6 protein-coding genes and 10 pseudogenes are annotated in these 19,079 nt (G+C 55.2%); 8 read left to right on the forward strand and 8 right to left on the reverse strand.

Going from position 1 to position 19,079, the window contains the following annotated elements; all coding sequences use genetic code 11:
* Nucleotides 1-226: 226 nt before the first annotated feature.
* The gene (gene yihA, locus JNO11_RS00055; protein ID WP_010258448.1) at nucleotides 227-862 is read right to left on the reverse strand and encodes a ribosome biogenesis GTP-binding protein YihA/YsxC; all 636 of its coding nucleotides are present in this window, start codon (nucleotides 860-862) and stop codon (nucleotides 227-229) included.
* Nucleotides 863-1,414: 552 nt separating this feature from the next.
* Here yihA and yihI point away from each other — a divergent pair.
* Nucleotides 1,415-1,940: pseudogene (gene yihI / locus JNO11_RS00060) on the forward strand (Der GTPase-activating protein YihI).
* Between the two features lie 233 nt (nucleotides 1,941-2,173).
* Nucleotides 2,174-3,548, forward strand: a pseudogene (gene hemN, locus JNO11_RS00065) (oxygen-independent coproporphyrinogen III oxidase).
* A 41-nt stretch (nucleotides 3,549-3,589) separates the two neighbouring features.
* Here the strand turns inward: hemN and glnG are convergent.
* The 3 genes and pseudogenes from glnG to glnA form a co-directional block, all read right to left on the reverse strand.
* On the reverse strand, nucleotides 3,590-4,999 hold the full coding sequence (gene glnG, locus JNO11_RS00070; RefSeq protein WP_010258440.1) for a nitrogen regulation protein NR(I): 1,410 nt from the start codon (nucleotides 4,997-4,999) through the stop codon (nucleotides 3,590-3,592).
* A 7-nt stretch (nucleotides 5,000-5,006) separates the two neighbouring features.
* On the reverse strand, nucleotides 5,007-6,056 hold the full coding sequence (gene glnL, locus JNO11_RS00075; protein WP_008926971.1) for a nitrogen regulation protein NR(II): 1,050 nt from the start codon (nucleotides 6,054-6,056) through the stop codon (nucleotides 5,007-5,009).
* A 139-nt stretch (nucleotides 6,057-6,195) separates the two neighbouring features.
* Nucleotides 6,196-7,606 (reverse strand): annotated as a pseudogene (glnA, locus tag JNO11_RS00080) (glutamate--ammonia ligase).
* A gap of 438 nt (nucleotides 7,607-8,044) precedes the next feature.
* Here glnA and typA point away from each other — a divergent pair.
* The 5 genes and pseudogenes from typA (at nucleotide 8,045) to fabY (ending at nucleotide 12,992) form a co-directional block, all read left to right on the forward strand.
* Nucleotides 8,045-9,869 (forward strand): annotated as a pseudogene (gene typA / locus JNO11_RS00085) (ribosome-dependent GTPase TypA).
* A gap of 212 nt (nucleotides 9,870-10,081) precedes the next feature.
* On the forward strand, nucleotides 10,082-10,678 hold the full coding sequence (gene yihX, locus JNO11_RS00090) for a glucose-1-phosphatase (RefSeq protein ID WP_311973549.1): 597 nt from the start codon (nucleotides 10,082-10,084) through the stop codon (nucleotides 10,676-10,678).
* Between the two features lie 3 nt (nucleotides 10,679-10,681).
* Nucleotides 10,682-11,552, forward strand: a pseudogene (locus JNO11_RS00095) (virulence factor BrkB family protein).
* Nucleotides 11,549-11,987, forward strand: a pseudogene (gene dtd, locus JNO11_RS00100) (D-aminoacyl-tRNA deacylase). The pseudogenes JNO11_RS00095 and dtd overlap by 4 nt, the downstream one beginning before the upstream one ends.
* A 56-nt stretch (nucleotides 11,988-12,043) precedes the next feature.
* Nucleotides 12,044-12,992 (forward strand): annotated as a pseudogene (gene fabY, locus JNO11_RS00105) (fatty acid biosynthesis protein FabY).
* 34 nt (nucleotides 12,993-13,026) lie between these two features.
* Here the strand turns inward: fabY and JNO11_RS00110 are convergent.
* Together JNO11_RS00110 and JNO11_RS00115 are read right to left on the reverse strand one after the other, a co-directional pair.
* On the reverse strand, nucleotides 13,027-14,706 hold the full coding sequence (locus JNO11_RS00110) for an AsmA family protein (RefSeq protein WP_284671900.1): 1,680 nt from the start codon (nucleotides 14,704-14,706) through the stop codon (nucleotides 13,027-13,029).
* Nucleotides 14,707-14,824: 118 nt separating this feature from the next.
* Nucleotides 14,825-16,199: pseudogene (locus JNO11_RS00115) on the reverse strand (uracil-xanthine permease family protein).
* Here JNO11_RS00115 and JNO11_RS00120 point away from each other — a divergent pair.
* A complete protein-coding gene (locus tag JNO11_RS00120) occupies nucleotides 16,089-16,319 on the forward strand; it encodes a hypothetical protein (protein ID WP_325177685.1) in 231 nt (76 codons plus the stop codon). The pseudogene JNO11_RS00115 and the gene JNO11_RS00120 sit on opposite strands and share 111 nt — an antisense overlap.
* On the opposite strand, the pseudogene recG reads toward JNO11_RS00120, so the two are convergent.
* Nucleotides 16,304-18,383 (reverse strand): annotated as a pseudogene (gene recG, locus JNO11_RS00125) (ATP-dependent DNA helicase RecG). The gene JNO11_RS00120 and the pseudogene recG overlap by 16 nt on opposite strands.
* Nucleotides 18,380-19,079: pseudogene (gene trmH, locus JNO11_RS00130) on the reverse strand (tRNA (guanosine(18)-2'-O)-methyltransferase TrmH). The pseudogenes recG and trmH overlap by 4 nt, the downstream one beginning before the upstream one ends.

The raw sequence follows: 19,079 nt of genomic DNA on the forward strand, positions 1-19,079 counted from the left end.
AAAGTCCTGTTTCATGTAAGTAAGCAACAAAAAAAGCCTTTGTCACGCACAGAAAATCAGGTAAAGTTCGTCGCGTAGGGTACAGAGGTAAGATGTTCTATCTTTCAGACCTTTTACTTCACGTAATCGGATTTGGCTGAATTTAGCCGCCCCAGTCATTCTGTGACTGGGGCGTTTTTTTATTGGGCTTTTTGTACCGTCAGCATCACCGGCACAAGGTTGCCACTCACTCTTCCGCGTCCTGATCTTCAACCGCAGGTTCAAGCGTATTAAACCAGCTGTCCAGCTTCTGACGAACCTTATCCACGCCGATTTTCTTCAGCGATGAGAAGAGCTCTACCTGCACATCACCAACAAATTCGAGTGCGGCTTCACGCACGACATTGAGCTGCGCTTTACGGGCACCTGAGGCCAGTTTGTCTGCTTTAGTGAGAAGCAACAGCACCGGAATGCCACTTTCCACTGACCACTGAATCATCTGCCGGTCGAGATCTTTCAGCGGATGACGGATATCCATCAGGATAACCAGTCCTTTCAGCGCCTGACGTTTTTGCAGGTATTCACCTAACGCGCGCTGCCACTTCAGCTTCATCTCTTCCGGGACTTCGGCATAACCGTAACCGGGCAGGTCGACCAGACGCTTACCTTCTTTCACTTCAAACAGGTTAATCAGCTGCGTACGTCCCGGCGTTTTACTGGTACGCGCCAGACCCTTCTGATTGGTTAACGTATTCAGCGCACTCGATTTTCCCGCGTTCGAGCGGCCAGCGAAAGCCACCTCAATTCCGGTATCGGCAGGCAGATGGCGGATATCCGGCGCGCTCATGACAAAGTGGGTAACGTGGTAATTCAATTCAGACAAGGTGACACTCCAGAAAACGCATTAAGGCAATGCGGGCGATTATACGCGTTATGACGCGAAAGTGCTCAATCGCATCTCGGTAACAAACTTTGTAAGAGATTTGCCATTCACGGTGCGGGTTATTTCGCTTTTTACTTTAATTACTAAAAATAAAAAAATATGTAATTCAAACCCTTATCTTAAAACGTTCTTTTTTTTGAACTAACTATTTTTGACACTGACTTGAGGCTTTTACCAGTTGGTCTACATTAGTGTGCAGTGCACGGCAGCACACATCAGGATGATGCGCTCAGGGATACCAGGAGGGTTATGAGCGATGGAATGGAACAGGGTCAGGGATGCGGCCAGACAGGGATAAGGAATAGCTCAGGAGTTGAGCAGGCGCGGGATTAACCGGGATGTTACGAGCCGAAAAGGATTTAAAACATGATTCCTTCTTATGAAGGTATGAAATAAGGCGACAGCTTGAGCTGTCGCCTTTTTTCTTTGTCTACTTTCTGCTAGATTTCGCCGCAATTCTATACTGAATAAAAAAAGCCGGGACCGAATACTATGAAGCAACCTGCACGAGCTGCTAACGGCAAACCTGCCGTCAAAGCCAAACGCAAATCGCGTGACGATATCAACCATGAAGCACGCGATCGCAAACGTGATAAAAAAGCATCGCGGACATGCATCTGGCAGCCGTGCTAATCCGGCTGCGTCCGAAAACAATGGCGGACGTCAGGCGGACAGCGTGAAAGATCCGCGCATCGGGAGTAAAAAACCGGTGGCCCTGATCGCTGAAGGAAAAACCGCCGCCGTTAAACCAAAGAAAAGCGCAGAAAAACCGGCAGCAGAGAAGAAAGTGCGTCTGACACCAGAAGAAGAGCTGGCGAAGCTGGAAAATGACGAACGTCTGGATGCGCTGCTGGATCGGCTGGAAAATGGCGAAACGCTGTCGGCTGAAGATCAGGGCTGGCTGGATGCCTCGCTGGATCGTATCGACGAACTGATGGAGCAGTTAGGCATTGTGATGGATGATGCCGAAGATGAGCAGGCTGAAGAAGATATGTACCGTCTGCTGAAAGGCAACTAAGCAAATTTGATCGGCATGCGTTACCCGCATGCCGCGCTTAACAGGTAAACGACAATGTTTTGGCCTGGATCAATTTTCGCGCTGCTGGCGACATGTTATCTGCTGTGGTTATTGTTTAAACTACGACGCCTGTCGCGTCTGAAGCAACGTTTACGTCGGGTCTCATCCCGCTCACCTTTTATCTCCTCTTCTTCGCGACCTTCTCTCAGACGACGTCACCGGAAGGAGTGAGCATGCCATCGCAGCAGATTGAGTGGGATCAGGCGTTAATTGAAAAGTACAATTATGCCGGCCCGCGTTACACCTCCTATCCCACTGCGCTGGAGTTCAGCGAGCAGTACGCGGAAAACGACTTCCAGCGTGCCGTGGCGCGTTACCCTGATCGTCCGCTGTCGCTCTATGTCCATATTCCCTTCTGCCATCGTCTCTGCTACTTCTGCGGCTGCAATAAGATAGTGACGCGTCAGCGCCACAAAGCGGACCGCTATCTGGATGTGCTTGAGCAGGAGATTATTCAGCGTGCGCCGCTGTTTCGTCAGCGTCAGGTCACGCAGCTTCACTGGGGCGGCGGCACGCCAACCTTCCTCGACAATGCGCAGATTTCCCGGCTGGTGGGTTTACTGAAGCAGCATTTCAGTGTGGCCGATGATGCCGAAATGTCGATCGAAGTAGATCCCCGGGAAATTGCGCTGGATGTGATTGATCATCTGCGATCGCTGGGATTCAACCGGCTGAGCATGGGGGGTGCAGGACTTCAACAAATCGGTGCAGGAGCGGGTTAACCGGGTACAGGATGAAGAGATGATTTTCGGGCTGATGGCGCGTGCCCGTGAACAGGGGTTCAGCTCGACCAGCATTGACCTGATCTATGGTTTACCCCTGCAGACGCCCGCCAGCTTCGCCTGGACGCTGGAGCGGGTACTGGCGCTGAGCCCGGATCGTCTTAGCGTCTTTAACTATGCGCATTTGCCGGCGATGTTCGCGGCACAGCGTAAAATCAAAGAGGGTGAACTGCCATCGGCTCAGCAAAAGCTGGATATTTTACAGCAGACCATCGCAACTCTGACTCAGCAGGGCTACCAGTTCATTGGAATGGATCACTTTGCGAAGCCGCAGGATGAACTGGCTATCGCGCAGCGCAAAGGCCAGCTGCATCGCAATTTCCAGGGATACACGACGCAGGGCGACAGCGATTTGCTGGGGCTTGGCGTCTCTGCCATCAGCATGATTGGCGACAGTTATGCGCAGAACCAGAAAGACCTTAATACCTGGTACAATTGTGTGGAACAGCAGGGAAATGGCCTGTGGCGTGGCATCGCCTTAACCGACGATGATTGCCTGCGTCGGGACGTGATAAAAACGCTGATTTGTAACTTCTCGCTGAATTTTGCCGCGACAGAAGCGCAATGGGGCATTTGCTTCAGCGACTATTTTGCTGAGGACCTGGCGCTGCTGAAGCCGTTGATAGCTGATGGGCTGGTGGAACAAACCGCTACGGGGCTGGAGGTGACGGGAATTGGCCGGTTACTGATCCGCAATATCTGCATGTGCTTTGATCGCTATCTGCGTCAGAAAGCGCGTCAGCAGCAGTTCTCCCGCGTTATCTGAAGAAACGGGCTGGCAGACTTCACCAGCCCGTACTGAACCGCTTATTCCATGCCCAGCTCTTTGAGCTTGCGCGTCAGCGTGTTTCGTCCCCAGCCCAGCAAACGTGCCGCTTCCTGTTTGTGGCCCTGCGTATGACGCAGCGCAGTAGTGAGCAGCGTGCGCTCCATCTCTGGCTGGGCTTCTGACAGCAGATTCTGATGACCGGAACGCAGAGCGCGATCGGCCCACTGTGCCAGCAGCGTTGCCCAGCTGTCAGGCAGCGACTGTACCGGATTCTCCGGCGTACTGGATTCAAACAGTTCTCCGGGCAGGTCCTGAATCAGGACTTCCTGACCCGCAGCCATCACGGTCAGCCAGCGACAGGTGTTCTCCAGCTGACGCACGTTACCTGACCAGTGCAGTCGGGTTAACGCTGTCTCGGTTTCCGGATGCAGAATCTTCGCTTCCACACCCAGCTCACGCGCCGCCACCTGCAGGAAATAACGCGCCAGACGCGGGATATCCTCACGACGCTCACGCAGTGGTGGCAGATGCACACGAATCACGTTCAGGCGGTGAAACAGATCCTCACGGAACTTGCCTTCCTGTACGCGTAATTCCAGATTCTGGTGGGTCGCCGCGATAATACGCACATCCACTTTGACCGGCGCATAGCCACCAACGCGATAGAACTGGCCATCGGCCAGCACGCGCAGCAGACGGGTCTGCACATCCAGCGGCATATCACCGATCTCATCCAGAAACAGCGTGCCGCCATCCGCCTGCTCAAAACGGCCCTGACGGATCTGGTTCGCCCCGGTAAAGGCGCCTTTTTCGTGACCAAACAGTTCTGATTCAATTAAATCTTTGGGGATCGCCGCCATGTTGAGCGCGATAAAGGGCGCTTTGGTGCGCGGGCTATGGCGATGCAGCGCATGGGCCACCAGCTCTTTACCGGTACCGGACTCGCCGTTGATCAGCACACTGATCGACGAGCGCGATAATCGTCCGATGATGCGGAACACATCCTGCATCGCGGGCGCTTCACCGATGATATCGGTGGTGGGTCCGCTGACCGGCTGATTACGTGGCTGCTGCTGCTCCTGATAGTGGCTGATAGCACGCTCGACCAGCGCAACCGCTTCATCGATATCGAACGGCTTAGGCAGGTAATCAAAGGCACCCTGCTGATAGGCGCTGACGGCAGCGTCCAGATCTGAATGCGCCGTCATTATGATGACCGGAAGCATCGGATGACGCTGTTTAATCTGTTTCAGCAGCGCCAGGCCATCCATACCGGGCATGCGAATGTCTGACAGTAAAACGTCCGGGGTCTTGGTTGAGAGGGCATCCAGCACCTCGCTTGCGCTGTCAAAAGTCGCACAGCTCAAACCGGCTCCAGTGAGCGCGCGTTCAAGCACCCAGCGGATGGAGCTATCGTCATCGACGATCCAGACTATCCCTCGTTGCATAGAAACCTCACTGGCGAATAGGCAGGTAAACCGAGAATTCGGTGTGTCCCGGCCAACTGTTAAATTCTATTTTTCCTGAATGTTGATCAATCAGGCTACGGGCGATGGAGAGGCCTAAACCGGTACCGCCTTCGCGTCCGCTGACCATCGGATAAAACAGCGTATCCTGCAGCTGGGCCGGAATGCCGGGGCCATCATCTTCAATATCAATACGTGCCACCAGCCGATAACGCGTGCCGTGCAGCGTCAGCTGGAAAGCCGTGCGGGTGCGGATAATAATGGTGCCGCCATCGTCGCCCAGCGCCTGAAGCGCATTGCGCACCACGTTAAGCAGCACCTGTTCAATCTGATCGGGATCGTGCGGCAGTTCCGGCAGGCTGGGATCATAATCCCGTACCAGCGAAACATTCTCCGGCAGCTCCATCGACACCAGATTGACCACCCGTTCGGCCACCTGATGAATGCTCTGCGTGATGTGCATGCCCGGCTGCTGCGGCCCCAGCAGACGATCAACCAGATTCCGCAACCGGTCGGCCTGTTCAATAATCACTTTGGTATATTCATTCAGCGAGGGATCGGGCAGGGCGCGGGATAAAAGCTGTGCCGCGCCGCGCAATCCTCCCAGCGGATTTTTAATCTCATGGGCCAGGCCGCGAACCAGATCGCGAGCGGCCACCTGCTGGGCGTGCTGTAACTGCTCCTGACTGAGACGACGCTGATTATCCATCGGCGCCATTTCCATCAGGATTAAGCCATCGGGTAACCGCTGGGCGGTCAGCGACATAATGTGCGCGCGACCATCTACCACCAGCGTGACCTCACTGTCAGTAAATCCCTGGCCAGCCTCAAGACTCTCGCGCATCACCTCGATATTCAGCGAAAAGTAGCCGGTTAATTCCGGTAACGGCGTGCCGAACAATTTGCGTGAGCTTTGCGCCAGTAATTGCTGCGCCGCCGGGTTGGCGTAATGAATAACCAGATCGTTATCCACCAACAAAATACTGTTGATTAACGCGTTGAGAATCTGCCCTGCATCGGGCAGAGAGCCAGTTGCCATACAACGTTCCTCTGCACTAAAGAGGTGCATTTTAGTCTTTAAGCCGAAAAGAGGGCGAATGAACGGTGAATTCGCGGAGAAAAAAGCCCATCCGAAGATGGGCTAAAAGTTTCCACGGCAACAAAAAACGTCTGACCAGTTAAACGCTGTAGTAGAGCTCGAACTCAACCGGGTGTGGCGTCATGCGAACGCGATCCATCTCTGCTTTACGCAGTTCGATGTAAGCATCGATCGATTCGTCAGTGAATACTCCGCCGCGGGTCAGGAACTCGCGGTCTTCGTTCAGTGCATTCAGCGCTTCTTCCAGAGAGCCTGCAACTTTTGGAATCTCAGCTTCTTCTTCCGGTGGCAGGTCATACAGGTTTTTGTCCATCGCATCGCCAGGATGGATTTTGTTGATGATGCCATCCAGGCCAGCCATCAGCAGTGCGGTGAACGCCAGGTATGGGTTAGCCGCTGGATCCGGGAAGCGCGCTTCGATACGACGCGCTTTCGGGCTGGCAACAACCGGAATACGGATTGAGGCTGAACGGTTACGGGCAGAGTAAGCCAGCATAACCGGTGCTTCGTAACCCGGGACCAGACGCTTGTAAGAGTTGGTGGTCGGGTTCGCCAAGGCGTTGATCGCTTTAGCGTGCTTGATGATACCGCCGATGTAGAACAGCGCCATTTCAGACAGGCCGCCGTACTTATCGCCGGCAAACAGGTTCTGGCCACCTTTGGAGAGTGACATATGGCAGTGCATGCCTGAACCGTTGTCGCCAAACATAGGCTTCGGCATAAAGGTCGCGGTTTTGCCGTAAGCGTGCGCAACGTTGTGAACCACATATTTGTAGATCTGAATTTCGTCCGCTTTTTTTGGTCATGGTATTGAAGCGGGTTGCCACTTCGTTCTGACCCGCGGTCGCCACTTCGTGGTGATGCGCTTCAACAACCAGGCCCATCTGCTCCATGGTCAGACACATGGCAGAACGAATGTCCTGTGATGAGTCAACCGGTGGAACCGGGAAGTAGCCGCCTTTCAGACCTGGACGGTGACCTTTGTTACCGCCTTCGTACTCTTTACCGGTGTTCCATGCCGCTTCGATATCGTCGATAGCAACGTGTGAACCGGACGTCGATGAGCCGAAACGGATGTCATCGAACAGGAAGAATTCTGGTTCTGGTCCAAACAGTACGGTATCAGCGATGCCGGAAGAGCGCAGGAAATCTTCAGCGCGCTTAGCGATAGAGCGTGGATCGCGGTCGTAGCCCTGCATGGTGCCTGGCTCGAGGATGTCACAACGGATGATCAGCGTAGAATCTTCGAAGAAAGGATCCATGACCGCCGTGGTGGCGTCAGGCATCAGCACCATGTCTGATTCGTTAATGCCTTTCCAGCCGCCGATAGACGAACCATCGAACATTTTGCCTTCTTCGAAGAAGTCAGCGTTAACCTGGTGAGCAGGGATCGTAACGTGCTGTTCTTTACCTTTGGTATCGGTAAAACGCAGGTCAACAAACTTAACTTCATGCTCGTTCATCATCGAGAGAACGTGTTCAGCGGACATACTCAACTCTCCTGGAAATGGTCTTTCATTATCTACATGGCGAGGAAACGTCGTTTCCGGAATACGTTGCGGGAAAACAACTCCCTGACCAACCTCTTCCGGCACGCTCTTCAACCGACATCTGTCTGGCGTTTACGCTTGATTTAGATAAAGCGAATTCTGTGCCAACTTTTTTGATGATGCTTAAATCGCCTTGTGGTGCACCTTTTTGTCATAAAGCGGCTGCACCACGATCGTTTTATTGCACCAGTGTGGTGCTTAACGGTCGTCTGATGGCACTATTTTGGTGCATCAGACCAACTTAGTGCATTTTCTGCACCGGTAACAGGGCAAATTGGCCTCCATGCAATAAACTTTCAGTGAAAAGTGTGATCGTGTTCAGTCTTCCGCTTAATCAGTGTACAATAACGCGCTATTTCTAATGCCTGAGGCAAAGCTGTGATCGAAAATTTGCGTAACATCGCCATCATCGCGCACGTTGACCATGGAAAGACCACCCTGGTTGACAAACTGCTGCAACAATCCGGTACTTTTGATGCCCGTACCGAAGCAACAGAGCGCGTGATGGACTCCAATGATTTGGAGAAAGAGCGTGGGATTACCATCCTCGCAAAAAACACCGCCATTAAGTGGAATGACTACCGTATCAACATCGTTGATACCCCGGGACACGCCGACTTCGGTGGTGAAGTTGAGCGCGTCATGTCCATGGTGGACTCGGTGCTGCTGGTTGTAGATGCGATGGATGGCCCTATGCCGCAAACCCGCTTCGTGACCAAAAAAAGCGTTCGCGCATGGTCTGAAGCCGATTGTGGTTATCAACAAAGTAGACCGCCCTGGTGCGCGTCCGGATTGGGTTGTTGATCAGGTCTTTGACCTGTTCGTTAACCTGGATGCTACTGATGAGCAGCTCGACTTCCCTATCATTTTCGCCTCTGCGCTGAATGGTATTGCTGGTCTTGAGCACACCGACATGGCTGACGATATGACCCCGCTGTATCAGGCGATCGTCGACCACGTTGCACCTCCGCAGGTTGAGGCTGACGCCCCACTGCAGATGCAAATCTCTCAGCTGGACTACAACAACTACCTGGGCGTGATCGGCATCGGCCGTATCAAGCGCGGTAAAGTTAAGCCTAACCAGCAAGTCACTATCATCGATAGCGAAGGCAAAACCCGTAACGGTAAAGTCGGTAAAGTCCTGACTCACCTGGGTCTTGAGCGTATCGACAGCGACCTGGCAGAAGCGGGCGATATCATTGCTATCACCGGTCTGGGCGAGCTGAACATCTCTGACACCATCTGTGATCCACAGAACGTGCAGGCGCTGCCAGCACTGAGTGTCGATGAGCCAACAGTTACCATGTTCTTTAACGTCAACACCTCACCGTTCTGCGGTAAAGAAGGTAAGTACGTGACGTCACGTCAGATCCTTGAGCGTCTGAACAAAGAACTGGTTCACAACGTGGCACTGCGCGTTGAAGAAACCGAAGATGCTGACGCGTTCCGCGTATCAGGTCGTGGTGAGCTTCACCTGTCAGTTCTGATCGAAAACATGCGTCGTGAAGGTTTCGAACTGGCGGTATCCCGTCCGAAAGTTATCTTCCGCGAAATCGATGGCCGTAAACAGGAGCCATTCGAGAACGTTACGCTGGATATCGAAGAGAACAACCAGGGTTCAGTCATGCAAGCCATGGGTGAGCGTAAGGGCGATCTGAAAAACATGGATCCGGATGGCAAAGGCCGCGTACGTCTCGACTACGTGATCCCAAGCCGTGGCCTGATCGGCTTCCGTAACGAATTCATGACCATGACTTCCGGTACCGGTCTGCTCTACTCTACCTTCAGCCACTACGATGACATTCGTGCGGGCGAAGTGGGCCAGCGTCAGAACGGCGTACTGATCTCCAACGGTCAGGGTAAAGCAGTTGCGTTTGCACTGTTCAGCCTGCAGGACCGCGGTAAGCTGTTCCTGGGTCACGGTGCAGAAGTCTATGAAGGCCAGATCATCGGTATTCACAGCCGTTCTAACGACCTGACAGTTAACTGCCTGACCGGTAAGAAACTGACCAACATGCGTGCTTCAGGTACTGATGAAGCCACGACGCTGGTTCCGCCAATCAAGATGACCCTTGAGCAGGCGATCGAGTTCATCGATGATGACGAACTGGTAGAAGTTACACCACAGTCAGTGCGTATCCGTAAACGTCACCTGACTGAAAATGACCGTAAACGTGCATCACGTGGTCCTAAAGACGCATAATTGCGCCTTTAACTGATAAAGAGCCCCGCCTGCGGGGGCTTTTTTTTTGCCTGAAATTCCTGCCTCTTCAGCCGGGCCAGCGATTATTTGTGGGATAGGTCGCGCTTTTTTAGCTGCCCGCTGCCGTTTACGCTTTTCTCTCCGCGAGTGCCTGTTCAGCCTGCCCTTTTGCCGCTAGAGTGAATACTCCAGGGAACAGAAGGAGACACACCATGCTGTATATCTTTGATTTGGGCAATGTGATTATCGATATCGACTTTAACCGCGTGCTGGGTGTCTGGAGTGACCTTAGTCGTGTGCCGCTGGCCTCGCTGCAAAGCCATTTCCAGATGGATGAGGCGTTTGAACAACACGAACGTGGCGAGATCAGCGATGAAGATTTCGCGCTGGCGCTGTGTGAAAAGCTGGAAATCGCGCTGAGCTATGAACAGTTTGCCGCTGGCTGGCAGGCGGTATTCGTTGACGTGCGTCCGGAAATCCTGGCGCTGATGAACCGGCTGCGGCTGGAGGGCCATCGGGTGGTGATCCTCTCTAACACCAACAAACTGCATTGCGAATTCTGGCCAACGCAGTATCCGGACGTGCAGCAGGCAGCCGACAAGCTCTATCTCTCCCAGGAGCTGGGCATGCGTAAACCGGAAGCCCGGATATACCAGCATGTGCTGAACGCAGAAGGTGTGGCTGCCGATCAGGCGGTATTTTTTGACGATAATCCACAAAACATTGAGGCGGCCCGCGCCCTGGGTATTGAAAGTGTACTGGTTACTGACAGTAAAACGGTACCCAACTGGTTTGCAGGTCAACAGTAATTCATGATGTCACGTAAATTTCGTCCCGGGCTGCATGCGTTCTGGTTGTGGCTCAAACTGTTGTGGAAACGCATTGACGAGGATGGCATGACGACCCAGGCCGGTAATCTGGCTTATGTCTCATTGCTGGCGCTGGTGCCGCTGATTGCGGTGGTGTTTGCCCTGTTTGCGGCGTTTCCGGTCTTTTCAGATATCAGCGTGCAGTTGAAGCACTTTGTCTTTACCAATCTGATGCCGGCTGCAGGTAACACGCTGCAACGCTATCTTGAGCAGTTTGTGGCTAACGTAAACCGGATGACGGCGGTCGGAGCGGTCGGCCTGATTGTTACCGCCTTACTGCTGATGCATTCCGTCGATACCGCGTTAAACACCATCTGGCGCAGCAACAAGAAGCGGCCGATGGTCTATTCCTTTGCGGTCTACTGGATGATCCTGACACTTGGCCCGTTACTGGCCGGTGCCAGTCTGGCGATAAGCTCCTATCTGTTGTCGCTGCGCTGGATTAACGCGACAGGCGTCACCAGCCTGGTCGATCAGATGCTGCGTATTTTCCCGCTCCTGCTGTCGTGGCTCGCCTTCTGGTTGCTCTACAGCATCGTTCCTACCCAGCGAGTGCCGCCGCGCGATGCGCTGATTGGCGCGCTGGTTGCCGGTGCGCTGTTTGAGCTGGGCAAAAAAGGGCTTTGCGCTCTATGTTACTATGTTCCCCTCTTATCAGCTGATCTACGGCGTACTGGCCGTGATCCCCATTCTGTTTCTCTGGGTCTACTGGACCTGGTGTATTGTGTTGTTAGGCGCTGAAATCACCGTTGCGTTAGCCGATTATCGGCAGTTAAAGCAGCAACACAAAGAGGAGCAACGCGAGGAAACATGATTGCATTGATTCAACGCGTACAGCGCGCCAGCGTCAGCGTCAATCAGGAAGTGGTCGGTGAAATCGATGCCGGTTTACTGGTTTTGCTGGGCGTGGAAAAGGGCGATGACAACGCGCGTGCGGAACGTCTCGCAGAACGCGTATTGGGCTATCGCATCTTTAGTGATGAGCAGGGCAAAATGAACCTGAGTGTTCGCCAGGCGGGCGGAAGCGTGCTGGTGGTGTCACAGTTTACGCTGGCCGCAGATACCCAAAAAAGGGATGCGTCCCTCCTTTTCGGGTGGCGCCGAGCCCGCTGAGGCCGAGCGGCTGTATGAATATTTCAGCGACTGCTGTCGCAAGCAGGGCATCACCACGGCTAATGGCCGTTTTGCTGCGGATATGCAGGTCTCGCTGGTGAATGATGGTCCTGTGACGTTCTGGTTACAGGTGTGAGAGCGTCAGCTGAGCGGCAGGGAACTGGCCACACATCCGAGCGGGAGAAACATTACATGTATCACCTTCGCGTGCCACAGACGGCGGAAGAGCTGGATATCTATTATCAGTTCCGCTGGGAGATGTTGCGTAAACCTCTGCGTCAGCCGCAGGGGTCGGAACGTGACGCCTGGGATGCGCTGGCGCATCATCAGATGGTGGTTGATGAGCAGGGAAATCCGGTCGCCATCGGCCGTCTCTATATTAATGCCGACAATGAGGCCGCTATCCGCTTCATGGCCGTTCATCCTTCGGTTCAGGGCAAGGGACTGGGTACTCTGGTGGCGATGACGCTGGAATCCGTGGCGCGTCAGGAAGGGGCTAAGCGGGTAACCTGCAGCGCCCGCGAAGATGCTGTCGCTTTCTTCGCTAAACTCGGCTACATCAATCAGGGCGAGATTACCGCGCCGCAGACGACGCCGGTGCGTCACTTTTTTGATGATCAAACCGGTCGTCACGCTTGACGATATCCTGCATCGCGCCGACTGGTGCGGTCAGCTGCAACAGGCCTGGTATGATCATATCCCGCTCAGCGAAAAGATGGGCGTCCGTATTCTGCAGTTTACCGGGCAAAAATTTATCACCACCATGCCTGAAGCGGGCAACCAGAATCCACACCAGACGCTGTTCGCTGGCAGCCTGTTTTCGCTGGCAACGCTGACCGGCTGGGGGTTGATTTGGTTGCTGCTGCGCGAGCGTCATCTGGGTGGCACCATTATTCTGGCGGATGCGCACATTCGCTACAGCCACCCTATCAGCGGTCGGCCTGGCGCGATTGCCGATCTGGGCTCATTAAGCGGCGATCTCGACCGCCTGGCGCGCGGACGTAAAGCGCGTGTGCAGCTCGAAGTTGAGCTTTTTGGCAATGATGAGTGTGGCGCGGTGTTTGAAGGGGTCTATATCGTCCTGCCCGCCGATCCTGACGGGCCGCTGGAAGAGGGGGGGTCCGGCGCGCGTATCAACTAATCATCAGGGCCGCTTCAGCGGCCCTGATCTGTTATTAACGTACCTCGCCAGCCTGCATGGTCTGCTGCAGTTGCTGACTGTCGGTTGTCACCGACAAACTGCCATTAATCGTCGGGCGAAGCGGCTGATTTGCGGTTAATGCACCGTTCAGCTGCAGCTGCATATTACTGTCACCGGTTAACGGCAACGCGGGCCATCCCCAGTTCTGCAACACATTCACCGGTACAGCACGACCTGTCAGTTGCAGCGTCAGCGGACGGGCTGGCTGCTGGCCTACGGTGGCCGTCCCTTCGAGCAGACCCTTATTACTGAACGCACTCAGCTCCGTAACCTGAATCTGCTGCTGGTCAGCGCTCAGCGCAATCGACGGATGACGCAGGTCGGTGCGATTAAAGGTTGATTCTGCCGCGTTCAGGCTGAGCTTACCCGACCAGATCCCCCACTGGTGCTGCTGCGCCAGCAGCAGGTTTTCACCGGATCCATCCAGTGAGGTCAGCTGGAAGGGAAAAGCCGGATTGATGTCGATAATCAGGTTTCGGTTAGAGGTGAAGCGCGTCACCTCTACGCTATCCAGCCACGCGGGCAGTGTCGCCTGCCAGCGATCGCGCCAGTCCTGCGGCAGAGTGTATTCCAGTCCCGCCACCGCCAGGTTTTTCAGTGTCAGGCGTTTATCGCTACGCGACCAGTCACCGTCAGCCCGAATTACCCCATTTGCCCAGCGTGAACTGAACTGCGTCAGCGCCACGCCCTGCGGTGAGAAGTCCAGGTTAACGATGGGGTCATTTAGTTCGAATCCACCGTTGATAAAATTGCTGGCATTCAGCGCCAGCGAACCATCGTTACTCTGCCAGTCATCACCCTGCCAGTTAACGTTTCTCAGCGTCAGATCCAGATCCGTTACCGCCCAGTCAGGCCCCTGCAGGCGGGCATCGGTCATGTCGAGCCGCGTAATGGCGATCGAGGGGACAACCTGCAGGCTATGCAGGAAATCTTTCAGGCTACTGGTGGTCTGCAGACGGATGTCGTTCAGTCGCAGCTGATTAATTTTCCAGTTGCCCTGGGCATCGCGCTCACCGTTGCCTGTCATAGAGCCACGCGCCAGGTCGGCACCAATATTGTCAAAGCGCATCCGACCCTGGGCAACACTGCCCTGGATCAGTACGTTTTCACCCGGCACATTATTCAGTGTCATGCTGCCTGCGCTCATCTGGAAGCGGGCATCGCGACCCAGCATATCAAGGGCAGTGGGTTTCCACGGCAAAATGCCGCCATTAACCTGCTGAGCAAACAGCGGTAACGCGCTGTTGGGGCTGTCGATACGCATATTGTTGAGTTGCAGGCGATCGGCCTGAATCGGTAGCGCGCTGCCTGGCGCCAGATTGGCCAGATTCACTTCTCCGTCGCGCAGCTCAAGGCTGCTGAAATGCAGCGGATCGCTGAACTGAATCAGTGCCAGACCGAGATCGACACGTTTCGCCACCAGAACTGCAGGCTGTCCATCGTGACCAAAGCTGAAGTCATCCAGAATGATGTGAGAGGGAGAGGAGAAATTGTGTTCAATTTTACTCAGGGAGAGATGCCATTCGGTTTTGTCACTCACCCAACGGCTAAACCAGCCTGCACCCCACTGTGTCTGCAACAGAACATAGATCACGACCAGGGTGAAAAGCAGCAGCAAAAGTAAGGTGAGGAAAAACTTTCCAATAAATTTCATAGCATCCTTCCCGAGTTAAATCCGGTGAGAGGTTGTTATGCCTGAATTACCGTTACAGCTCAACAGCCTGGATGTAAATCCGAATAATTAGCAGGCAGGCCGAAGCCTGCCTCTGGCCTTACTTCTCTGGCGGAAAAATCAGGTTGAGTACGATAGCGGTAATGCCGCCCGCCGCAATACCGGAAGAGAGAAGGGTTTTCAGCCAGTCAGGCGCAAACTGCAGGATCAGCGGCTGCTGGGAAACGCCCAGGCCCACCGCCAGCGACAGCGCAATAATCATGATGGCGCGGCGGTTAAGCGGCTCGCGTGACACAATGCGGACACCCGAGGCGGCGATGGTGCCGAACATCACAATGGTGGCGCCGCCGAGTACCGGTTCAGGGATCATCTGCACCAGTCCGCTGACCGCCGGGAACAGCCCCAGCACAATCAGCATCAGCGCGACAACAAAGCCGACGTAGCGGCTGGCAACACCGGTCAACTGGATCACGCCATTGTTCTGACCGAAGCAGGAGTTCGGGAAAGTATTAAACAGCGCGGAGACAAAGGAGTTGAGGCCATTCGCCAGCACGCCGCCTTTCAGGCGTTTCATATAGAGGGGTCCGCTGACCGGCTGCTCTGACACATCCGAGGTGGCGGTGATATCGCCGATGGTCTCCAGAGAGGTCACCATAAACACCAGCATCAGCGGGATGAGCAGATTCCAGTCGAAGCCCAGCCCGTAATAGAGCGGGGTCGGCACCACGATTAGCGGCTGATCGGTGGGGATGCCGGCGGCAGGCAGCATGCCCATCGCCCAGGCCAGCAGATAGCCTACCGCCATGGCAATGACCAGGGAGGCAACGCGCAGGTAGGGGTTCTTCTGCCGGTTAAGTAGCACGATCACCAGCAGCACAGCCCCTGCCAGCATCAGATTTTTCGGCGCACCAAAAGTATGATCGTTAATCGCGCTGAAACCGCCGCCAATGGAGGTCAGCCCTACCTGAATCAGCGACAGGCCGATAATCATCACCACGATACCGGAAACCAGCGGCGTAATGATCCGGCGCGCCAGGTGCAATACGCGTGACAGCACCATTTCGGTACAGGAGGCGATCATCAGCGTACCAAACAGCGCCGCCATCATGGTGGGCACGTCAGCGCCGCCATTTTTTAGCGCCATGCCGCCCATAATCAAGGGCGTAACGAAGTTGAAGCTGGTGCCCTGAATCGACAGCAGGCCCGAACCCACCGGCCCCCATGTTTTGATTTGCAGCAGTGATGCCACACCCGATGCAAACAGCGACATGCTGATCACGTGCCGGGTATCCTCTGCGGGCAGCCCTAACGCCTGACAAATCAGAATCGCGGGGGGTAATGACCGCGACAAACATCGCCAGCAGATGCTGACCGGCGGCAAACAGCGTTTGCGGCAGAGGAGGACGATCTTCAAGACGATAAATCAGTTCGCTTTGCGTGGCGGAAGGCTGTTCTGGCTGCGGATTAGTGGACATCTTCTGTTCTTCCCAAAAAATAATGTGGCGATTGTAATCATCCGCAGGCTAAAAGCAATCGTTTGCCCGGCAGGGATAAAAAAGCCGAATCAGATGGGGATCATTCAGACGTTGGTATAACGGGTGTTCTCTGGCAGCCAGCGTTCAATTAATGCGCTGGCCTGCTCGGGATAGTGCTGGTGGATGTGGCGCGCCACACGCTGAACTTCGGGCACCATCGCCGCATCGCGCAGCAGGTCGGCCACTTTAAATTCGGCATTGCCGGTCTGACGCGTGCCCAGCAGTTCACCCGGCCCGCGAATCTCCAGATCGAACTGGGCAATGACGAAGCCGTCATTGCTGTCGCGTAGCACCTGTAAACGCTTCTGCGCCGTCTTGCTCAGCGGCGCTTTGTAGAGCAGTACACAGTGTGATGCCACGGCACCACGGCCCACACGGCCCCGCAGCTGATGCAGCTGCGCCAGCCCTAACCGCTCCGGGTTTTCGATGATCATCAGGCTGGCATTCGGCACGTCCACGCCAACCTCAATCACGGTCGTCGCCACCAGCAGCTGCAGTTCATTCGCTTTAAACGCCTGCATCACCGCCTGTTTTTCCGCAGGCTTCATCCGGCCATGCACCAGCCCGATGTTTAAGTCGGGCAGCGCCGTTTTCAGGGATTCCCAGCTGGCTTCTGCCGCCTGTGCTTCCAGCAATTCTGACTCTTCAATCAGGGTGCAGACCCAGTAGGCCTGACGCCCTTCGCGGCAGGCATGCTCAACCCGCGCCACAATCTCATCACGTCGGGTATCGGGGATAGCCACCGTGGTTACCGGTGTACGTCCCGGCGGCAGCTCATCGATGGTTGAGGTATCGAGATCGGCATAAGCGGTCATCGCCAGGGTGCGCGGAATTGGTGTGGCGGTCATGATCAGCTGATGCGGATGGAAGCCCTGCTCCTCACCTTTCTCCCACAGCGCCAGTCGCTGGTGGACGCCGAACCGATGCTGCTCATCAATAATGACCAGTGCCAGACCGTTGAACTGCACCTGCTCCTGAAACAGGGCATGTGTGCCCACCACCATCGCCACCTGACCGCTGGCTATCGCTTCCTGCTGTGCCTGGCGGGCTTTGCCTTTCTGTTTTCCGGCCAGCCAGCCCACTTCAATGCCCAGCGGCGCAAACCACTGGCGGAAGTTACTGGCGTGCTGTTCAGCCAGCAGTTCGGTCGGCGCCATCAGGGCAACCTGCTTACCATGTGCGATCACGTTCAGCGCAGAGAGGGCGGCGACCAGTGTCTTACCCGAGCCGACGTCACCCTGCACCAGCCGCATCATCGGAAAGTCATTTGCCAGATCTTTCTCTATCTCCGCCACCACGCGTTTCTGCGCATTGGTCGGTGAAAAGGGCAGCGCAGCCAGCAGCTGGTCACTAAGGTTGTGCCGGGGAAGCATCGGTAAAGCGTAATAGCGCTGAGCACCGGCGCGTACCGCCAGCATGCTGAGGTTGTGTGCCAGCAGCTCTTCCAGAATCAATCTGCGTTGTGCCGGATGACGACCACTCTCCAGCTCGCTGAGTTTTAGATCGGGTGGGGGGGCGATGCAGCGTGCGGAGCGCATCTGGCAGGCTGATTAAACCGCCGCTCAGTTCCTGCGGCAGCAGTTCGGCAATCGGGCAGCTCTCCAGCAGCGTCAGTGCCTGATCGGTGAGATTACGCAGCGTGGCCTGCCGGATACCTTCGGTGGTGGGATAAACCGGCGTTAAGGTCTCTTCCAGCGTCACATTGCTCTGTTCGCCCTGGATCCGGTATTCGGGATGGATAATCTCAGCGCCACGCTGACCGCGTTTAATTTCACCATACGCGGTGACGCGCCGGCCCGGCGACAGGTTGTTCTTCATTCCGGCATTGAAATTAAAGAAGCGCATCGTCAGTACACCGCTGCCATCGCTAATCTGGCACACCATCATCCGGCGGCGACCAAAGGTGATATCTGTGTGCAGCACTTCGCCTTCTACTGTGGCCCAGATACCAGGCTGCAGATCATCAATGGCATAGAGTTGGGTACGATCTTCGTAGCGTAGCGGGAGATGAAGCAGGAGATCCTGAATGGTATGCAGGTCAATTTTGGCCAGCTTTGCCGCCTGGCTGGCACCGACGCCGGTCAGGGTACTGAGCGGTATGGCATCCAGCAGACGGCCTTTCATCTTCTTTTACCGGTCGATTGCATGGTTGCCCACCAGCTGGGATCGGCGTCGACTTCGCCCTGCGCATTGATGCGCGGATAGGGTAAACCTTTCTGTTTTGCGACCCGCGCCAGCACCGGGAATCCGCCTTCGAACAACAGACGTTGCTGCTCATCTTCGTCCAGCAGGCTGTAGTCGCGCAGGTACAGACCCGCGTTCTGCCGCTGCCGCTGTGCTTCATACAGGATCAGCGCGCAGGCGACCGAGACATTCAGCGACTGCACCATACCCACCATCGGAATCACAATCTGCCGATCGGCCAGCGCCAGCGCTTCTTCGGTGATGCCGGTTTTTTCCTGGCCCATCAGGATGCAGGTCGGAAGGGTATAATCGATCTCACGGAAATCCACGGCATCGGCAGAGAGATGGGTCGCTAAAACCTGCATCTTCTGTTGTTTGAGCTTTTTTTACAGCATCGCCGATGGTGGGATGGGTGACCACTTTCACCCAACTGTTGCTTCCGGCAGATGCGGAAGCCTGAGTGCGCATCCGCTGGCTCGGCCAGACGGCGTGCACTTCGTGGATGCCGACGGCGTCCGCCGTGCGGATCACTGCGGAAACATTGTGCGGCTTATGCACCTGCTCCATACAGACCGTGAGATCGTGCTGGCGTAGTGCCAGCATCGCCTGAATCCGGGCAAATCGTTGATCGTTCAT

The sequence above is a fragment of the Pantoea sp. 1B4 genome, from assembly GCF_016925765.1.
GTDB lineage: Bacteria > Pseudomonadota > Gammaproteobacteria > Enterobacterales > Enterobacteriaceae > Pantoea > Pantoea agglomerans.

Coding starts and splice junctions, on each gene's coding strand:
- glnG (WP_010258440.1), bottom strand. CDS start 4,999: ATGCAACGAGGGATAGTCTGGATCGTCGATGACGATAGCTCCATCCGC.
- glnL (WP_008926971.1), bottom strand. CDS start 6,056: ATGGCAACTGGCTCTCTGCCCGATGCAGGGCAGATTCTCAACGCGTTA.
- yihX (WP_311973549.1), top strand. CDS start 10,082: ATGCTGTATATCTTTGATTTGGGCAATGTGATTATCGATATCGACTTT.
- JNO11_RS00110 (WP_284671900.1), bottom strand. CDS start 14,706: ATGAAATTTATTGGAAAGTTTTTCCTCACCTTACTTTTGCTGCTGCTT.
- JNO11_RS00120 (WP_325177685.1), top strand. CDS start 16,089: ATGCTGACCGGCGGCAAACAGCGTTTGCGGCAGAGGAGGACGATCTTC.